Here is an 18764-nt window from a genome sequence, read left to right as displayed (position 1 = left end):
GGTCCGGGGTCGGCCGCCGGTCCGGGGTCGGCCGCCGGTCCGGGGTCGGGCGGCGGCTCGAAGTCGGGCGGCTCGGGGGGCAGTTCGTCGAACGGGACCGGGAGCGGCTCGCCGAAAGAGGCCGGCCCGTCGGGCGCCGGCGGTTCGTCGGGGGAGGACGGCTCGTCGAACGGGGCCGGTTCCTCGGGCAGCACCACGTCCACGGTGTGGCCGGACACGGCCACCGCGCGGGCCTCGGCGGGCACCGGGGCGGGCTCGGGCTCGGCGAGCAGGCGCTCCAGCGCCGACAGCACCAGCTCCGACCCCTCCACCACCGCCGCGCGGCGCCGGCCCAGCGGGTCGGCCGGCCACTGGGCCGACTTCGTCTGCGAGGCCAGCGGGTTGGGTGCGTCCTCCTCCGGCGGCGGCGCCCAGACCGCGATGTCCGCCGGCGGGTGCTCCGCCGCCAGCACCGCCGCGCGGATCTGGGTCAGGAACGTCGAGGGCCCCTTGGGCCGGTCCCCGGTCTCGGCCCACCAGTGCCCGGACACCAGCAGGCTGTGCTCGGCCCTGGTCAGCGCCACGTACAGCAGCCGGCGCTCCTCGACCAGCCGCCGGGTGTCGAAGTCGGCCTCGTGCCCGACGAGCGCGTCCTCCACCTCCTTGCGGTCCTGGTCGGGTGAGAGCCACAGCGTGGGCAGGTCCTCCGCGTCGCCGCGCAGGTCCGCCGGCAGCTCCGGCACCGTGCGCAGCCAGGACGAGGACTTCTTGCGCCCCGGGAACACGTCCTTCACCACGTGCGGCACGGCCACGATGTGCCACTCCAGGCCCTTGGCCGAGTGCATGGTCAGCACCTGCACCCGGTTCTCGGCCACCTCCACCTCGCCCGGTTCCAGGCCGTCCTCGGCCTGCTCGGCGGTGTGCAGGTAGTCGACCAGCGTGGGCAGCGTCGCGGACGGGCTGGCGGCGGCGAAGTCGTTGACCACGTCGGCGAACGCGTCCAGGTGCGCCCGGCCGACGCCGCCGGGGCGGGACAGGGCCTCGATGTCCAGCAGCAGCGTGCGCTCCACGTCCGCGACCAGCTCCGGCAGCGGCTGGTCCAGGCGCCGGCGCAGCGCCGACAGCTCGGCGCCCAGCCGGCGGATACGGCGGTAGCCCTCGGCCGAGTACGCGGTCGGGTCGCCCGGGTCGTCCAGGGCGTCGGCCAGGCCCGCCTGCTCGGCGTGCTCGCCGGGCAGGGCGTCGGCCAGCACGGACAGCGGGTCGTCCACGACGGCCTGCCGCGTGGGCGCGCCCGCCAGCTCGCGGGCCCGCGCCCACAGCGCCGCCAGGTCGCGCGCCGCGACCCGCCACCGGGAGCCGGTGAGCAGGCGGGCGGCCGCGGTGCCGGCCAGGGGGTCCACCAGCACCCGCAGGGCGCTGAGCAGGTCGCGGATCTCGGGCTCGTCGAGCAGCCCGCCCAGGCCGACGACCTCCACCGGCAGGCCGCGGTCCCGCAGCGCCGCCGCGATGGCCGCCATGTCGGAGCGCCGCCGGACCAGCACGGCCGCGGTCGGCGGCTCGTCGCTGGTGTCCAGGTGCGCCTCCCACTGCGCGGCCACGGTCTCGGCCAGCCAGTCCAGCTCGCGGCGCACGTCGTCGAACAGGGCCACGCGCACGTCGCCGGGCCCCGCCCCGTCGCGGGCGCGCAGCTCCTCCACGTCCAGGCCCATCTCGCGCAGCGGCGCGGACACGGCATTGGCCAGGGTCAGCACCTCGGGCGGGTTGCGGAAGCTGGTGAGCAGCCCGTACTTGCGGGCGGGCGGGAAGTCGTGCACGAACCGGGGCAGGTTGGCCGCGGACGCGCCGCGCCAGCCGTAGATGGCCTGCGCCGGGTCGCCCACCGCGGTGACCGGCATGGGCTCGCCCCGGCCGAACAGGGACCGCAGCAGCACGCGCTGGGCGTGGCCGGTGTCCTGGTACTCGTCGAGCAGGACCGCGCCGTACCGCTCGCGCTCGCCGCGCGCCACCTCGGGGTGCTCCTGGGCGAGCCGGGCGGCCAGCGACATCTGGTCGGCGAAGTCCATCGCCGCCTCGCGCCGCTTGCGCGCCTGGTACGCCTCCAGCAGCGGCAGCAGGCCCGCGCGCAGCCGCTGGGCGTCGACCACGGCCTGCAACGACTGCGGCAGCGCGGCGCCCTGCCGCGTGGTCCTGGGCGCCGATTCGATCGCCCGCACCAGCCGCTCCGCGTGCCGGTTCAGCAGGTCCGGCTCGACCAGGTGCTCCCCCAGCTCGCCGGCCAGCGCGATCAGGTAGTTGGTGACGGTGGCCGGGACCTTGTCGGTGTCGATGTCCTCCCCCCACGTCGACACCACGCGGTGCGCGAGCTGCCACGCCGCGGTCTCGGTGAGCAGCCGCACGCCCGGTTCGACGGGCAGCCGCAGGCCGTGCTCGCCGACGAGCCGGCCCGCGTAGGCGTGGTAGGTGAGGATGACGGGTTCGGTGGTCAGCACGGCGGCGCGGCGTTCGCCGCTCGGGTCGAGCCGGTCCAGCAGCGGCGACCCGGCCAGGCGCCGCAGCCGCGACCGCACCCGCTCGGACAGCTGGCGGGCGGCCTTGCGGGTGAAGGTCAGGCCCAGGACGCGCTCGGGCGTGACGAAGCCGTTGGCGACCAGGTAGACGACGCGCGCGGCCATGGTCTCGGTCTTGCCCGCGCCCGCGCCGGCCACGACCAGGCCGGGCGCTCCCGGCGCGGAGACCACGGCGGCCTGCTCGGGCGTCGGGCGGGGCAGCCCGAGGGCTTCGGCGACCTCGAACGGGCCGGCGAGCTCCCCCGGCTCACCCGCTCGTTCGACCCCACCCGGCACGACCACAAGGGGGCATTCTTCGACATCACGCCCCGCTACCTACGGCGACCCGCAGTACGACGGACTATTGCCTGCTCACAGCCGTCCTCATTGGCTGACCTGCCGCCCCGAGGAGTGGATCGGGCACGAGGTGCGGGCCGGGCACCGGTCGCAGTCCGCGTTCTCCGCCGCGCGGTAGGAGGGGCCGACGCTGGACCCGGCGGCCACCTGCACGGCCTCCAGCCACACCCGCACGCCCTGCTCGTCCAGCGGCGCCTGCTCCAGCTCGGCCGCGCCGGTCTTCTTGTTCTCCTTGGCCACGTAGAGCAACCGCGCGCCGCCCGGGTCGGTGCCGAGGCCGAGGTGGGTGAACCCGCCCAGGGCGGTCGCCAGCTGGTACACGGCCAGCTGGGGGTGCTCCTGGGCCTCCTTCCTGGTCACCGGGTTCTTGCCGGTCTTCACGTCGATCACCACCGGCCGCCCCTCCCGGTCGGTCTCCAGCCGGTCGACGCGGCCGCGCACCCGCAGCCGCGGGCCGCCGTCCTCGCGGGGCACCTCGACGGAGATCTCCTCCTCCACCGAGACCTGGGTGAGCTGGGAGCGGCTGGAGGCGAGCCAGTCGAGGAACGTGTCGAGCATCCGCTCCACGCGCATCCGCTCGCGCCGGGAGAACCAGGGCGCGCCCGCGTCCACCGCCGCCCACGCCTCGTCCAGCTTGACCCGCAGCTCCTTCTCGTCCGCGCCGGCCGCGGCGGCCTGCGCCAGGGCGTGCACGAGGGTGCCGGTGACGGACGCCAGCTCGGCCGGGTCCTGGCCGCCGTGCCGCTCGACCACCCACCGCAGCGGGCACCTGGTCAGCACCTCCACCGTGGACGGCGACACGCTGACCGTGTGCTCCTCGGTCCACAGCGGGTCGTCCGTGGTCACGTCCGCCAGGCCGTACCAGGCGTCCGGGTGCGCGCCCGGCACGCCCGCCGCGGCCAGCCGCGCCAGCTGGTCGGCCGCCCGCCGCCGGCGCTCGTCGGGCTCGTCGTCGTCGCACACCACGCGCCGCAGCTCGCCGACCAGCTCGGCCAGCACCAGGCCGCGCTGCGGGGTGAACACCGCCCGCTCGGGCGCGCCGGTGGACAGCTCCTCGATCTCGTCGAGGAACCGCGACGGCTGGAGGTCCTCCCCGCGCACCGCGCTGACCAGCAGCGACCGCCGGGCGCGGCTGGCGGCGACGAGCAGCAGTCGCCGTTCCTCGGCCAGGATGGGGGCGATCGACGAGACGGTGTCGGCCTGCACGCCCGCCACCACGTCGAGCATCCGCTCCACGCCCAGCAGCGACCCGCGCAGCCGCAGGTCCGGCCAGCTCCCCTCCTGCACGCCCGGCACCGCCACGACCGTCCACTCGCGACCGGCGGCGGCGTGCGCGGTGAGCACCGACACCGCCTCGCCGACGGGCGCGGCCGGGGCCAGGGTGTCGCCCACGATCTGCTGCATCGCCAGGTAGTCGACGAACCCGTCGGCGCCGGCGCCGGGCAGCCGGTCCACGTACCTGGCGGCCGCCTCGAACAGGCCCACGACCGCGTCCAGGTCCCGGTCGGCCTGCCTGCCGCCGAGGCCGCCGCGCGCGGACTGCGCCACCCACCGCTGCTCCAGCCCGGTGCCCTGCCACAGCTCCCACAGCACCTGCTCGACGGTCAGGCCGTCCGCGATGGCCTTGCGGACCCGGCGCAGCAGGCCGGCGACGCGCCGCGCGGGCAGCGCCTCGGCGTCCTCCAGCGCGGCCAGCCGGTCGGCCTGCTCGACCACCTCCACCAGCAGCTCGCCGCTGGCCCGGTCGCCGCCCGCGGCCAGTTCCAGCCGTCGCAGGCCGCGCCGCAGCCGGCGCAGCGCCAGCGGGTCCGCGCCGCCGAGGGGCGAGGACAGCAGCATCGCCGCGGTGTCCTCGTCGAGCGACCCGGGCACGGCCGCGCAGCGCAGCAGCGCCAGGAACGGCAGCACGGCGGGCTGCTGGGCCAGCGGCAGCTCGTCGTGCGGCACGGCCACCGGCACGCCCGCGGCCAGCAGGGCGCGTTGCAGCACCGGCAGCACCCGCGTGGCGGACCGCGCCACCACCGCCATCCCGGACCACGGCACGCCATCCACCAGGTGCGCGCGGCGCAGCTGGTCGGCCACCCAGCTCGCCTCCTGCGCGGCGGAGGCGAACAGCCGCACCTGCACGTGACCCCCGCCGTCGACCGGCTCCACCTCGCGGGCGGGCGAGGCGCCCGGCAGCCGGGACGCGAGCCGGCCCACCGCGGCGCGGATCTCCGGTGCCATCCGGTGACCCCGCCGCAGCACCACCGCGGGACCGGGCGCCCGACCGAGCAGGGTCGGGTCCGCGCCGCGGAAGGAGAACACCGCCTGGTCGGGGTCGCCGGCCAGGACGAACTCGTGCGCGGTGTCGCCCAGCACGCGGAGGAACTCCAGCTGGAGCGGGTCGAGGTGCTGCGCGTCGTCGACGAGCAGGTGCCGGACGCGCCGCCGTTCCGCCTCCAGGACCAAGGGCTCGGTCTCGAACGCCAGCAGCGCGCTGCCGACCAGTTCGGCCGCGTCGTAGGACGGCGCGTGCCCCTGCCCGCTGCTGGCCAGCAGGTTGACCTGTTCGTACTGGGTGCCGAACAGGCCGGCGGCGATCCACTCCTCGCGGGCGTGCTTGCGGCCCAGCTCGGTCAGGTCCTCGGGGGCGAGGCCGCGCTCGGCGGCGCGCAGCAGCAGGTCGCGCAGCTCCTGGGCGAAGCCGGGCAGGGTCAGCGCGGGCCGCAGCCGGGCGGGCCACCTCGGCGCGCCCATGTCGACGTCGCCGGCGAGCAGCTCGCGCAGCACCGCGTCGTGCTCGGGGGCGGACAGCAGCCGGGGCGCGGGCTCGCCGTTGAGCACCGCCTGGGCGCGCAGCACCGCGAACGCGTACGAGTGCACGGTGCGCACCAGCGGTTCCTGGGTGGTGGGCAGCACGCCGTCGGTCGCGGGCCCGGCCAGCAGGCGGGTGATGTGGGCGCGCATCGCCTCGGCCGCCCGCCGGTTGGCCACCAGCACCAGCACCTGCTCGGGGTCCGCGCCGCCGCGCCGCACCCGGTCGGCGACGACCTCGGCCAGCAGCGTCGTCTTGCCCGTGCCGGGGCCGCCGAGGACCCGCAGCCGCCCGCCGGGGTGCGCGAACACCTGCCGCGCGGGCGCGTCCCAGTCGCGGCGGGGTTCCTCCCGCCGCTCCGGTCGCACCAGCAACGGCGCCCTGTTGACCACCACGGCAGGAGATGGAACCACGTCGCACCGACAGACCCGCGGGCGGCAGGCCGTGGAATGCTGATCGGCGTGGACGAACAGTTGCACGAGTCGGTGCGGGAGGTCGTGCGCTCCATCCCCGCCGGGCGGGTCGCCACCTACGGTGACGTGGCCGACCTGGCGCGCGCGCCGTCGCCGAGGCTGGTCGGGCAGGTCCTCAACGGCGACGGCCACGACCTGCCGTGGCACCGGGTGCTGCGCGCCAACGGCACCTGCGCGCCCCACATCGCCGAGGAGCAGCTGCAACGGCTGCGCGAGGAGGGCGTGGTCGACCGGGAGGGCAAGGTCGACCTGCGCAGGTACCGGTGGGAGGAGGCCGTCACGGAGCCCGAGGAGGAGCCTCCGGGGCTGTGGTGACGTCCGGGGCGACGTCCGGGGTGGTGGTGGTCGGGGTGACGCGCGCCCGGACGCGCGCCACCTCCCGCTCGACCTCCGGGTCGCCGGTCAGCGCGGCCGCCAGCTTGAGCTGGGGCAGCGCCTCGGCGTGCCGGCCCAGGCGGCTGAGCGTGCGGCCCAGCAGCAGGCGGGCGTAGCCGTCGGCCGGGTCCAGCCCGACCAGCTCGGTGAGCACGCGCTCGGCCCGGCCCAGCGAGGCGGACCGGAAGTGCGCCAGCGCCAGCTCGGTGAGCACGGTGCGGTCGCGCGGGGCCTGCTCGGCGGCCTCGGCGAGGTAGCGGGCGGCGCCGCTGGGGTCGCCCGCGGCCAGGAAACCGCGGCCCCGGCGCAGCAGTTCGACGACGTCGGTCATGACAGCTCCTCGTCCGCCGCGGTGACGTGGGGGACCTGGGTCCGCCCGAGTCGCCCGGCCTGGTGGTCCTCGATGGCCTGGATGATCTCCGCGCGCGTGTTCATCACGAACGGGCCGTAGCGCGCGACGGGCTCGTTCAGGGGCAGGCCGCCCAGCACCAGCACGTCCCACGGGGTGGCGGCGTGCGCGGTCAGGGCGCCACCCCGGCCCAGGACGGCGAGGTGGCCCTCGTCGAGCGGGCGGCGCTCGGGGCCGACCGTGCCGCGGCCGGCGAGGACGTAGACCATCGCGGTGAAGTCCTCGGGCCACGGCAGGTCGAGGCGGGCGCCGGGGCTGAGCGTGGCGTGCAGGTAGGTGATCGGGGTGCGGGTCGCGCCGGGGCCGCGGAAGCCCGCCACGTCACCGGCGACGAGGCGGACCAGCGCGCCGCCGTCGCCGCTGGACAGCAGCGTGGTGTCGCGGGCGGCGATGTCCTGGTAGCGGGGCGGGGTCCACTTCTCGGCGCGCGGCAGGTTGACCCACAGCTGGACGCCGTGGAACAGGCCGCCCCGGGCGACGACGTCCTGCGGCGGCAGCTCGGAGTGCAGGACGCCGCTGCCCGCGGTCATCCACTGGGTGCCGCCGTCGGTGATCAGGCCGCCGCCGCCCGCGGAGTCCCGGTGCTCCAGCGCGCCGTCGATCATGTAGGTGACGGTCTCGAAGCCGCGGTGCGGGTGCCAGGGCGCGCCCTTGGCCTCGCCGGGGCCGTACTCGACCGCGCCCATGTGGTCCAGGAGCAGGAACGGGTCGGCGTTGGCGAGACCGACGCCCGGGAAGGGGCGGCGGACCCGGAAGCCCTCGCCCTCCAGGAACTCCTGAGCCCGGACGACCTCGCGCACCGGCCGCCACGCGGTGGCGGTCTGCGGCAGGTCGGGGAGGCGGGGGAGGGTGAGGGTGTCGGCGGTGACGGCGGGCACGGCTGCCTCCTTCGGCCGGCCGCCCCGGTTCGGGCGGCACACCCGCGTCAACCTGGTTGAAACCTCAACTATTCCGCGCGAATGTTGAACTCGGGGGTCCTGAACGTGGGACACGGTGGTCGCGAACGTACGACTCGCGCGTTCCGGACGTACGACACGCCGGTCGCGAACGTACGACACGCGCGAGTCGTACGTTCAGGGCTCGCGAGTCGTACGTTCAGGACCACCGTGTCCCACGTTCGCGACCACCGAGTTCTGCGTTCGGGACACCGGGAGGGGGTCAGGCCGCGGGGCGGGAGTGGTGGGACTGGTGGTAGCGCAGGAGGACGGCTTCCGTTACGCGGGGGTGGGCGCCCAGGGGGGCCGTGACCACCGGGGCGCCCGAGGTGGTGGCGGTGCGGTGGAAGAGGCCCGGGGCCAGGAGCCAGGAGGCTACGGCCACGCGGCCCGGGGTGCGGGCCACCACGTCGGCGATGCGCGGGGTGGCGGTGGCGGCGTAGCCGATGGCCACCGGGCCCACGTGGTGGGAGAGGGCGGTCGCGGTGGCGCGCACGTCGGCCAGGGCGCGGGGGTCGGAGGAGCCGGCGGCGGCCAGGACGACCGGGTCGCCCGGGTGGTGGCCGGCCTCCGCCAGGCGGGACAGCAGGGCCGGGAGGAGGGCCGGGCCCAGGTGGTCGGTGATGGTGGCGGCGGGGTGGCCGGAGGCCGCCACCTGGGCGGGGATGTCCACCCGGACGTGGTAGCCGGCGGCCAGGAAGGCGGGGACGACCACGGCCGGGCCGGGGGTGGCGGCGAGGACGGTGGTGACGTCGGGTCGGCGGACGTCGGCGTAGGCGACGCGGACCGGCACGCCGCCCAGGCGGGCGCGGACCCCCGCGGCGATCTCCTCGACGACCTCGGCGCCGGCCGGGTCGCGGGTGCCGTGGGCGACCAGGACGAGGGTCATACGGCCACCCCGGCGGGGTCCACGGCCAGGCGGTAGCCGCGCTTGACCACGGTGGTCACCATGCGCGGTTCGCCCAGGGCCGTGCGCAGCCGGCCGATGGCGGTCTCCACGGCGTGCTCCTCGCCGCCGCCGGGCAGGGCGGCCAGCAGGTCGCGGCGCGGGACCACCCGGCCGCGGGCGGCGGCCAGCGCGCGCAGCACGGCCATCGGGGCGGGCGGCACGGGGCGCAGCTCGCCGTCGACCACCACGGCCTGGCCGCGCAGCTCCACGTCGCGGGTGGCGATGCGCAGGCGGGTGGCCCGCGCGGGCAGCTCCAGGGTCAGCTCGCGGGCCAGCGCGCCGATGCGGGCGCGGGCGGGCTGCACGACCGGCACCCCGGCCCGCACCAGCGGGGCGGCGGTGATCGAGCCCACCCCGACCACCAGGACGTCCCGCCGGAGCGCCGCCAGCAGCTCGGGGCGCCGGCCCAGCTGCTCGGCGGTGCGCAGCACGGACGCGGCGGCGGGCGCGCTGGTGAAGGTCAGGGCGTCCACCTGGCGCACCAGCACGGCCTCCAGCAGCCGCTCCAGCGGCGCCGGGTCCTGCGGCCCGGTCCACCGGTAGACGGGCACCGAGACCACGTGCGCGCCCGCGTCCCGCAGGGCCGTGGTGAACTCCGGCAGCGGTTCGCCGTGCAGCTGCACCGCGATGCGCTTGCCCGCCACCCCGGCGCGCAGCAGGTGGTCCAGCAGCTCGGCGTTGCTCTCGCCCTCCGGCGACCACTCCTCGACCAGGCCGGCGGCGCGGACGGCGCCCCGGGCCTTGGGGCCGCGGGCCAGCACCGTCGCGCCGGACAGCCTGGTCAGCAGCCGCGCGGCCAGGCCCCAGCCCTCGGCGGCCTCGACCCAGCCGCGGAAGCCGATGCCGGTGGTCGCCACGGCGACGTCCACCGGCTCCTCCACCACGGTCCGGGTCGCGGCCAGCAGCTCCGCGTCGTCGGGCAGCGGCACGATGCGGATCGCGGGGCCGTGCAGCACGGTGGCGCCCTTGCGCTCCAGCAGCGCGCCCAGCTCGTCGGCCCGCCGGGCGGCGGTCACGCCGATCGTGTACCCGGCCAGCGGGGCGGCGGTCACGCCGAACCGGCCCGGACGACGTCGCCCACCGGGGCCCCGTCGGCCGGCCCGACCAGCACCACGCCGTCGACGACCTCCACCGGGTGCGCGGGCACGACCGCGGCCGGGTCGTCCAGGCACGCGCCGGTGGACAGCTCGAACGCCTGCTTGTAGACCGGCGACACCACCACCGGCACGCCGCCCCGGTCGCCGACGAGGCCGCGCGACAGCACGGCCGCGCCGCTGAACGGGTCGATGTTGCCGAGCGCGTGCACCGTCCCGGCGGAGGTCAGGAACACGGCCACCTGCGTCCCGTCCGGGAGCAGGGCGGCGACGCCGCGGTCGGGCAGCAGGGCGCTCAACGCGCAGACGGGTGTCATCGGGAAACCTCCACCGGGTCGTTCTCCCCGCCCGGGGTCGGAACCCCCAGCAGGACCGGAACCTTCTGGCCGCGCTCCTCGCGGAAGGAGATGGTCGGGTCGGGCGTGCCCGGCGCGTTGACGAACGAGGTGAACCGGGCCAGCTTTTCGGGGTCCTCCAGCACGCCGCGCCACTCGTCGGCGTAGCTGGCCACGTGCCCGGCCATGGCGGCCTCCAGGTCGGCGCAGATGCCGAGGCTGTCGTCCACGACCACCGCGCGCAGGTGGTCCAGGCCGCCCTCCAGGCCCTCGATCCACGCGGAGGTGCGCTGGAGCCGGTCGGCGGTGCGGATGTAGAACACCAGGAACCGGTCGATCAGCCGGACCAGGGTCGCGGTGTCCAGGTCGGGCGCGAGCAGGTCGGCGTGGCGCGGGGTGAAGCCGCCGTTGCCGCCGACGTAGAGGTTCCAGCCGTTCTCGGTGGCGATGACGCCGAAGTCCTTGCCGCGCGCCTCGGCGCACTCGCGCGCGCAGCCGGACACGGCGGACTTGAGCTTGTGCGGCGAGCGCAGGCCGCGGTAGCGCAGCTCCAGCGCGATGGCCAGGCCCACCGAGTCCTGCACGCCGTAGCGGCACCACGTGGTGCCCACGCAGGACTTCACCGTGCGCAGCGCCTTGCCGTAGGCGTGGCCGGACTCGAACCCGGCGTCCACCAGGCGCCGCCAGATCCGCGGCAGCTGGTCCACGGTCGCGCCGAACAGGTCGATGCGCTGCCCGCCGGTGATCTTGGTGTAGAGGCCGAAGTCGCGCGCCACCTCGCCGATGACGATCAGCTTCTCCGGGGTGATCTCGCCGCCGGGGATGCGCGGCACCACCGAGTAGGTGCCGTTGCGCTGGATGTTGGCCAGGAAGTGGTCGTTGGTGTCCTGGAGCGCGGCCTGCTCGCCGCCCAGCACGTGGCCGCAGTCCAGCGACGCCAGGATCGAGGCGACGGTGGGTTTGCACAGGTCGCAGCCCCGGCCGCGGCCGAAGCGGTCGATCAGCTCGGAGAACGTGGTGATCCCGGTGGACCGGACGACCTCGAACAGCTCGGCGCGCGACTGGTCGAAGTGCTCGCACAGCGCCTTGGACTGCTCCACGCCGCACTCGGACAGCAGCTTCCTCAGCATCGGCACGCACGAGCCGCAGCCGGTGCCCGCCCTGGTGCACGCCTTGATGCCGGGCACGTCCACCGCGTCGCCGGAGGTCACCGCGTCCACGACGTGCTGCTTGGTGACCGCGTGGCACGAGCAGACCTGCGCGTCGTTCGGCAGGGTGAGCTCCACGCCGCCCGCCGGGCCGATCAGCGACACCGGGTCGCCGGGCACCGGGCGGCCCACCAGCGGCCGCAGCACCGGGTACCGGGAGGCGTCGCCGACGAGGACGCCGCCGAGCAGCGTCCGCGCGTCGTCGGAGACCACGACCTTGGCGTAGGTGCCCGCGACCGCGTCGTTGACCACGACCTCCAGCGCGCCCTCCTGCCGGGCGTGCGCGTCGCCGAACGAGGCCACGTCCACGCCGAGGAGCTTGAGCTTGGTGGACGTGTCGGCGCCGGGGAACGCGGCACCGCCGCCGAGCAGCCGGTCCGCGACCACCTCCGCCATGGAGTACCCCGGCGCGACCAGGCCGTAGACGACGCCGTCGAGGTTGGCGCACTCGCCGACGGCGTAGACGTCCTCGGCGGAGGTGCGGCACGCCTCGTCGACCAGGACGCCGCCGCGCTCGCCGACGGCCAGGCCCGCCGCGCGGGCCAGCTCGTCGCGGGGCCGGATGCCCGCGGAGAACACCACGACGTCGAGGTCCAGCTCGGTGCCGTTGGACAGCCTGGCGATGAGCCGGCCCCGGTCGCGCTCGATGGCGGAGGCGGAGGTGCCGGTGTGCACGGTCAGGTCGAGCTTCTCCACCAGCCGCTTGAGCAGGCCCGCGCCGCCCTCGTCGACCTGGAGCGGCATCAGGCGGGGGCCCAGCTCCACCACGTGCGGCGAGATGCCCAGGCCGCGCAGCGCGTTGGCCGCCTCCAGGCCGAGCAGCCCGCCGCCGAGCACCATGCCCGCGCGCCGCCCGGCGCGGTGGGACCGCACCGCGCCCTCCACGGTGGCGCGGATGGCGTCGAGGTCCTCGATGGTGCGGTAGACGTGGCAGCCGGGCAGGTCGCGGCCCGGCACCGGCGGCACGAACGGGACCGAGCCGGTGGCCAGCACCAGCGCGTCGTAGCCCAGCACCCGCCCGGAGGCGGTGCGGACCTCCCGGGCGGCCGGGTCGAGGTGCGCGACCGGGTCGCCGAGGTTCAGCTCGACCAGGTCGTCGTCGTGCGGCGCCAGCGCGAGGGAGGACGCGTCCCGGGTGTCGACGTAGGAGGACAGGGCGACCCGGTCGTAGGCGGGGCGGTTCTCCTCGGCGAAGACGACGACCCGCCACTGGTCGGTCGCGTCCTTCTCCCGCAGCGCCTGGACGAGGCGGTGCCCGACCATGCCGTGACCGACCACCACGAGCGTTCGAGTCATGGACCAATCCCTCCTCCTGCCCGGCCATGCTCACCGGGCGCCGTGTCGCGCCGAGGTCGTGAATGTTGCGCAGGCGTTAAAGCAACCTCACGTCGCACGTCAACGCGGTGTGCGTCAGACGCCGGCGTGGGCCAGGCTCGGCACCCGGACGAAGACCCGCCGCCGCAGGTAGAACCACCACGTCGTGGTCACGCACAGCGCGTAGAACGCGAGGAACGCGGTGAGGGCGGGCGCGAGCGTCCCGCCGCCCTCCAGCGAGAACTTGAACACCAGGTTGACCAGCACGCCGCCGAACGCGCCGACCGCGCCCGCGATGCCGACCACCGCGGCGGCCTGCCGCCTGGCCGGGGCGAGGTCCGCGACCTGGGTGGCGAAGATCGCCGGGATCATCCGGTAGGTGGACCCATTGCCCATGCCGGCCAGCACGAACAGCCAGGTGAACGAGCCGAAGAACAGCGGGAAGCTGCCGAGCTCGGTGCTGGCCAGCACGCCGACCGTGCCGATCCCGAGGCCGACGAAGGTCAGCAGGGTGATCCGCGCGCCGCCGAACCTGTCCGCGAGCCAGCCGCCGAAGGGCCTGCTCACCGAGCCGATCAGGGCGCCCAGGAACGCCAGGGCGACGAACTCCCGGTGGTCGGCGAAGCTCAGCCTGATCAGCGACGGGAACGCGAACGAGAAGCCGATGAACGAGCCGAACGTGCCGATGTAGAGGAACGACATCACCCAGGTGTGCTTGTTGGACATCGCCGCGCGGTAGGAGGTGCCGTCCGGTTTGGCCTGCACCAGGCTGTCCATGAGGAACCACGCGCAGGCGGTGGCGACCACGATGAACGGCATCCAGAACGCGGCCGCGTAGGCGAGGTTCACGCCCGCGCCGAGGGTGATGACCATCGGCACCACCAGCTGCACCACGGCCACGCCGAGGTTGCCGCCCGCCGCGTTCAGGCCCAGCGCCAGGCCCTTGCGGCCCTCCGGGTAGAAGAACGAGATGTTCGCCATGGAGGAGGAGAAGTTGCCGCCGCCGAAGCCCATGGCGGCCGCGGTGAGCAGGAAGAACCAGTAGGGCGTGCCCGGGTTGACCACCGCGGTGATCAGCATGGCGCAGGGCACCAGCAGCAGGCCCGCGCTGATCGTGGTCCACGCCCGCCCGCCGAAGCGGGGCACCGCGAACGTGTAGGGCACCCGCAGCACCGCGCCGACCAGGTTGGGCACGATCAGCAGCCAGAACTGCTGGCCGACCGAGAAGTCGAACCCGACCTGCCCGAGGCTCACCACCACGATGCTCATCAGGCTCCACACCGTGAAGCCCAGGTTCTCCGCCAGGATCGACAGCACCAGGTTCTTGCGCGCCACGCGCTTCCCGGTGCGCTCCCAGAACGCCGGGTCCTCCGGCTCCCAGTGCTCGATCCACCGCCCGCCGCGTTCGCCCCGCGGCGCCACCCCGGTCTCCACCACCGTCTCCACCACCGTGCTCAAAGAACCCTCCCGGACACCGGCCTGCACTGGCTGGAACAGTAGGAACGGCCTGTTACCCCCGCGTTGGACGAGGTGTCGCGGCCGACAACTCCCCCGCACATCACGCGGGCTGCGGCTGTGAGGCCGCGAGCCAGTCGACGATGCCGCACACCGCGTCCCTGCAGCCGCCGCAGCCGGTGCCCGCCCGGGTGACCTCGGCCAGCGCCGACACGGTGGTGGCGCCGGCGCGCCAGGCGCCGACCAGCTGGCCCTTGCTGACCGTGTTGCAGCGGCAGACCAGGGCGGAGGCGGGCAGGTCGGCGGGGCTGGCCTCGCCGCCGCCCGCGGTGGGCAGCGCGCGGCCCAGCAGCAGGGCCAGGCGGTCGGTGGGCGCGGCCAGGCCGCGGTCGTAGAGCTGGGTGATGGCCGCCGCCGCGTCGGGCGCGCCGAGCACGATCGCGCCGGCCACCCGGTCGTCGCGCAGCACCAGCTTGGCGTAGCGGCCGCGCGCCGGGTCCTGGAAGCACAGCACCTCGGCGTCCGGGCAGTCCACGTCGACGTGGACGTCGCCCAGCGCGGCCAGGTCGACATCGCGCGCCTTGAGCCTGGTCACCACGGTGGTGCCCGCGTAGCGGGCGGCCGGGGCGGCGCCGGTGAGGCGGTCGGCGAGCACGGCGGCCTGCTCCCACGCGGGCTGGACCAGGCCGGACACCGTGCCGACGTGCTGGGCGCAGTCGCCGATGGCGTGCACGCGCGGGTCGCTGGTGCGCAGCGCGTCGTCGACCAGGACGCCCCGGTCGACCTCCAGGCCCGCCTGCTCGGCCAGCGCCGTCTCGGCCCGCACGCCCGCGGACACCACGACCAGGTCGGCGGGCACCGAGGTGCCGTCGACGAGCTCCAGGCCCTCCCCCGGCACGTACCGGCCGGCCAGCGCGCCGAGGCGGAACTCGATGCCCAGCCCCTCCAGGGTCCGGGCGAGCACGCGGCCCGCGCCGGGGTCGAGCTGGCGCTCCATGAGGTGCCCGACCGGGTGCACCACGGTGACCAGGCAGCCCCGGCCGGCCAGACCGCGGGCGGCCTCCAGGCCGAGCAGCCCGCCGCCGATGACCGCGACCGGCGTGCCCGGCGACGCCTTCTCCACGATCAGCGCGCAGTCGTCCAGCGACCGGAACGCCACCACGCCCGGCGCCATCGCCCCGTCGCCGTCGCCGTCGAGCAGCCCCTCGGTCGGCGGCACCCAGGACCGCGCGCCGGTGGCCAGCACCAGCGCGTCGTAGGGCACCTCCCCGTCGCCCACGTGCACCACCCGCCGGGTGCGGTCGACCTTGCTGACGGGCTCCCCGAGCCGCAGGTCCACGCGCCGGCGGGCGGCCCAGTCGGCGTCGTGCAGCCGCACCGCGTCCGCCGTCAGCGACCCGGCCACCACGCTGGACAGCAGCACCCGGTTGTAGGCGGGGTGGTCCTCGTCGCCCAGCACGGTCACCGCGACCCGGTCGGCGCCGGGGTCGCGACGGCGGATCTCGTCGGCCAGCCGGGCGCCGGCCATGCCGTAGCCCACGACGACAACGTTCCTCATACCGTCTCCAATCGGACCGCGCACACCTTGAACTCGGGCATCCGGCTGGTCGGGTCCAGCACCGGGTTGGTCAGCAGGTTGGCCCGGCCGTCGCCGGCGTAGTGGAAGGGCAGGAAGACCACGTCGATCAGCAGGGACGGCACGCAGCGCACCCGCGCCAGGGTGCGGCCGCGCCGCGACACCACGGCCGCCCGGTCGCCGTCGCGCAGGCCCGCGCGGGCCGCGGTGTCCGGGTGGACCTCCACGTAGGTCTCGGGCTCGGCGGCGTTCAGCTCGGCCACCAGCCGGGTCTGCGCGCCGGACTGGTAGTGCTGGAGCACCCGGCCGGTGGTGGCCTGGAGCGGGTAGTCGGCGTCGGGCGGCTCGGCGGGGCCGCGGTGCTCGACCGCGGTGAACCGGGCCCGGCCGTCGGGGTGGGCGAAGCGGTCCAGGAACACCCGCGGGGTGCCGCGGTCGACCACGGGCCAGTGCAGCGCCTCGCCGGCGCGCAGGCGGTCGTAGGTGACGCCGGAGTAGTCGGCCGCGCCGCCCGCGGAGGCCCGGCGCAGCTCCTCGAACACCACCTCGGGCTCGGTGGGGAACCGCTCGGCGGGCTGCCCGAGCCGGGTGGCCAGGCCCCGCAGCACGTCGAGGTCGCTCCGCACCCCCTCGGGCACGGGCACCGCCTGCTGCCGCAGCAGGACCCGGCCCTCCAGGTTGGTCATGGTGCCGCTCTCCTCGGCCCACTGGGTGACCGGCAGCACGACGTCGGCGACCGCGGCCGTCTCCGACAGCACCAGGTCGCACACGACCAGCAGGTCCAGCGCGGCCAGCCGGTCGGTCACGTGCCCGGCGCGCGGGGCGGAGACGACCACGTTGCTGCCGAACACCAGCAGCGCCTTGGGCCCGCCGGGCTGCCCGAGCGCGTCGAGCAGCTCGTAGGCGGACCGGCCGGGACCGGGCAGCTCGTCCACGCCCCAGACGCCCATGACGTGCTCGCGGGCCGCCGGGTCGTCGATCCTGCGGTAGCCGGGCAGCTGGTCGGCCTTCTGGCCGTGCTCCCGACCGCCCTGGCCGTTGCCCTGGCCGGTCAGGCAGCCGTAGCCGGAGCCGCGCCGGCCGGGCAGGCCCAGCGCCAGCGCCAGGTTGATCCACGCCGACACGGTGTCCGCGCCGGTGGCGTGCTGCTCGGCGCCGCGGCCGGTGAGCACGTAGGCGTTGCCCGCCTCGGCGAGCATCCGCACCGCGGCCCGCTGGTCGGCCACCGGCACGCCGGTGACCCGCTCCACCCGTTCGGGCCACCAGGTGGCGGCGATCCGCCAGGCGTCGTCGAAGCCGGTGGTGCGCTCGGCCAGGTAGTCGCGGTCCAGCCGGCCGTCCGCGACCGCGGTGTGCAGCAGGCCCAGCGCCAGCGCCAGGTCGGTGCCGGGGGCGGGCTGGAGGTGGAGGGTGGCCAGCTCGGCGGTCGCCGTGCGGCGCGGGTCGACCACGATCAGCTCGGCGCCCCGCAGGTGCTGCACGAACGGCGGCATGGTCTCGGCCGGGTTGCCGCCGATCAGCAGCACGGCGTCCGCGCGGTCGAGGTCGGTGACCGGGAACGGCATCCCGCGGTCCAGGCCGAACGCCCGCAGTCCCGCGGCGGCGGCGCTGGACATGCAGAACCGGCCGTTGTAGTCGATCTGGGAGGTGCCCAGGGCGACCCGGGCGAACTTGCCCAGCAGGTAGGACTTCTCGTTGGTGAGCCCGCCGCCGCCGAACACGCCGACCGCGTCGGGCCCGTGGGCCGCCCGCAGCGCGGCCAGCTTGTCCGCGACCAGGTCGAGGGCGTCGTCCCAGGTCGCGGGCTGGAGCACGCCGTCGCGGCGGACCAGCGGCGTGGTGAGCCGGGCGGGCGAGGTCAGCAGCGCGGCGGAGGTCCAGCCCTTCTGGCACAGGCCGCCGCGGTTGGTCGGGAACTCCCGCGGCGTCACCCGGCCGTCGGTGATGGTCATCGCGCACTGGAGGGCGCAGTACGGGCAGTGGGTGTCGGTGCCTGCCCCGGCCGCTCGCGCGCGGGGTGCGTCGAGCACGGGCGGGCCTGCGGCGGTGGAGTCGGTCACCCGCCCGACGGTAGGAACGGGCTGTTAACGCCAGAACGCGCGGTGTTTCGTCCACGCGAACTTGCCTGCTCAGCGCGCGCGGGGCGCGGGTGAGGTCAGAGCAGTTCGGCCACCCGCGCGGCGGCGCGCTCCAGCCCGACCAGCGACCGGGGGCCCGAGCGCGGGTGCAGGGCGTGCACCGCGAGGCGGAACAGCACGGCGCGCAGCAGCACCTGGGGCCACTCCTCCAGGTGGGCCCACCGGCCCAGGATGCCGGGGTCCGCGCCGCCCCACGCGAGCGCGTCGACCGCGACGACCGCCGCCCCGTAGGGCGCGGGCCGCCAGTAGGCGCTGAAGTCGATGATGGCGGGCGGCGCGTCGCCCGCGAACAGCACGGTGCCGAACAGGTCGCCGTGCACGACCTGCGGCCGCAGCGCGATCGGCTTGCGCCCGGCCGCGTGCTGCTCGAACAGCCGGCCGCCCAGCTCCGGGTCGAGTTCGACGGGCTGCTCGTCCCAGGCGTGGCGGTCGGCGGCGGCGAACAGGTCGGCGCGGGCGTCGAGGAACCGCGGCTTGGACAGCCCGGCGGTGGCCTGGTGGAGCTTGACGGCGACCTCGACGACCTCGTCGTGCCGGGGCTCGGCGCGGCCGGACAGGTACCTGGTGGCCGCCCAGCCGCCGACCACGTAGCGACCGTCGGTGGAGCGCAGCGGCCTGGCCACGCGCAGGTTGTCGATGTCGAGCGCGTCGAGGGTCTTGGCGACCCAGGTGGCCTCGGCGGGCTTGCCCGCGGGCCGGACGGCGGCGTCGCCGCACTTCCACACGGGGCCGCCGTCGATCAGCTCCGGTTCGGCGTCCCGCGCGCCGAACGCGGCGCGCACGTGCGACGGTGGCGGCTCCGGAGACGGGTTCACGGCCGG

13 protein-coding genes are annotated in these 18764 nt (G+C 75.9%); 1 reads left to right on the top strand and 12 read right to left on the bottom strand.

Annotated elements, in window-relative coordinates:
• Together ACFP3R_RS23240 and ACFP3R_RS23235 are read right to left on the bottom strand one after the other, a co-directional pair.
• Window positions 1-2825 (bottom strand): ATP-dependent helicase (locus ACFP3R_RS23240; protein ID WP_380638486.1); only part of this gene is annotated, 2825 nt, incomplete at its 3' end.
• Between the two features lie 87 nt (window positions 2826-2912).
• Entirely contained in the window at window positions 2913-6077 is a 3165-nt protein-coding gene (locus tag ACFP3R_RS23235; RefSeq protein WP_380638485.1) for an ATP-dependent helicase, read from the bottom strand.
• Between the two features lie 66 nt (window positions 6078-6143).
• Between ACFP3R_RS23235 and ACFP3R_RS23230 the strand changes: the two genes are divergently transcribed.
• Window positions 6144-6470 (top strand): MGMT family protein, encoded by a 327-nt coding sequence (locus tag ACFP3R_RS23230; protein ID WP_380638484.1) that lies wholly within the window; start codon window positions 6144-6146, stop codon window positions 6468-6470.
• Here the strand turns inward: ACFP3R_RS23230 and ACFP3R_RS23225 are convergent.
• The 10 genes from ACFP3R_RS23225 to ACFP3R_RS23180 form a co-directional block, all read right to left on the bottom strand.
• A complete protein-coding gene (locus tag ACFP3R_RS23225; RefSeq protein ID WP_380638483.1) occupies window positions 6433-6861 on the bottom strand; it encodes a tetratricopeptide repeat protein in 429 nt (142 codons plus the stop codon). The genes ACFP3R_RS23230 and ACFP3R_RS23225 overlap by 38 nt on opposite strands.
• Window positions 6858-7817, bottom strand: a complete 960-nt coding sequence (locus ACFP3R_RS23220) for a pirin family protein (protein WP_380638482.1) — start codon at window positions 7815-7817, stop codon at window positions 6858-6860. The genes ACFP3R_RS23225 and ACFP3R_RS23220 overlap by 4 nt, the downstream gene beginning before the upstream one ends.
• A 280-nt stretch (window positions 7818-8097) precedes the next feature.
• Window positions 8098-8763: a sirohydrochlorin chelatase gene (locus ACFP3R_RS23215; protein ID WP_380638481.1), complete on the bottom strand. Its 666-nt coding sequence runs from the start codon at window positions 8761-8763 to the stop codon at window positions 8098-8100.
• Complete coding sequence (locus ACFP3R_RS23210; RefSeq protein ID WP_380638480.1) at window positions 8760-9875, bottom strand: uroporphyrinogen-III synthase; 1116 nt, start codon at window positions 9873-9875, stop codon at window positions 8760-8762. Before ACFP3R_RS23210 ends, ACFP3R_RS23215 begins: the two co-directional genes overlap by 4 nt.
• Entirely contained in the window at window positions 9872-10234 is a 363-nt protein-coding gene (gene nirD, locus ACFP3R_RS23205) for a nitrite reductase small subunit NirD (protein WP_380638479.1), read from the bottom strand. Before nirD ends, ACFP3R_RS23210 begins: the two co-directional genes overlap by 4 nt.
• Entirely contained in the window at window positions 10231-12756 is a 2526-nt protein-coding gene (gene nirB / locus ACFP3R_RS23200; protein ID WP_380638478.1) for a nitrite reductase large subunit NirB, read from the bottom strand. The genes nirD and nirB overlap by 4 nt, the downstream gene beginning before the upstream one ends.
• Before the next feature lie 114 nt (window positions 12757-12870).
• Complete coding sequence (locus ACFP3R_RS23195) at window positions 12871-14232, bottom strand: MFS transporter (protein WP_380638477.1); 1362 nt, start codon at window positions 14230-14232, stop codon at window positions 12871-12873.
• A gap of 100 nt (window positions 14233-14332) precedes the next feature.
• Entirely contained in the window at window positions 14333-15787 is a 1455-nt protein-coding gene (locus ACFP3R_RS23190; RefSeq protein ID WP_380638476.1) for an FAD-dependent oxidoreductase, read from the bottom strand.
• Window positions 15784-17757: a molybdopterin oxidoreductase family protein gene (locus ACFP3R_RS23185; RefSeq protein WP_380638491.1), complete on the bottom strand. Its 1974-nt coding sequence runs from the start codon at window positions 17755-17757 to the stop codon at window positions 15784-15786. The genes ACFP3R_RS23190 and ACFP3R_RS23185 overlap by 4 nt, the downstream gene beginning before the upstream one ends.
• Before the next feature lie 203 nt (window positions 17758-17960).
• A complete protein-coding gene (locus ACFP3R_RS23180; RefSeq protein ID WP_380638475.1) occupies window positions 17961-18758 on the bottom strand; it encodes a TIGR02569 family protein in 798 nt (265 codons plus the stop codon).
• Window positions 18759-18764 lie beyond the last annotated feature (6 nt).

The organism is Saccharothrix lopnurensis (assembly GCF_042658445.1).
Classification (GTDB): Bacteria; Actinomycetota; Actinomycetes; order Mycobacteriales; family Pseudonocardiaceae; genus Actinosynnema; species Actinosynnema lopnurensis.
The sequence above is the reverse complement of the archived record's forward strand: the minus strand, read 5'-3'. Positions and strand labels throughout refer to the sequence as shown.

What these genes read in the sequence shown, in the direction of transcription:
- ACFP3R_RS23225 (WP_380638483.1), bottom strand. Translation starts at nt 6,861, where the DNA reads ATGACCGACGTCGTCGAACTGCTGCGCCGGGGCCGCGGTTTCCTGGCC.
- ACFP3R_RS23215 (WP_380638481.1), bottom strand. Translation starts at nt 8,763, where the DNA reads ATGACCCTCGTCCTGGTCGCCCACGGCACCCGCGACCCGGCCGGCGCC.
- nirD (WP_380638479.1), bottom strand. Translation starts at nt 10,234, where the DNA reads ATGACACCCGTCTGCGCGTTGAGCGCCCTGCTGCCCGACCGCGGCGTC.
- nirB (WP_380638478.1), bottom strand. Translation starts at nt 12,756, where the DNA reads ATGACTCGAACGCTCGTGGTGGTCGGTCACGGCATGGTCGGGCACCGC.
- ACFP3R_RS23190 (WP_380638476.1), bottom strand. Translation starts at nt 15,787, where the DNA reads ATGAGGAACGTTGTCGTCGTGGGCTACGGCATGGCCGGCGCCCGGCTG.
- ACFP3R_RS23185 (WP_380638491.1), bottom strand. Translation starts at nt 17,757, where the DNA reads ATGACCATCACCGACGGCCGGGTGACGCCGCGGGAGTTCCCGACCAAC.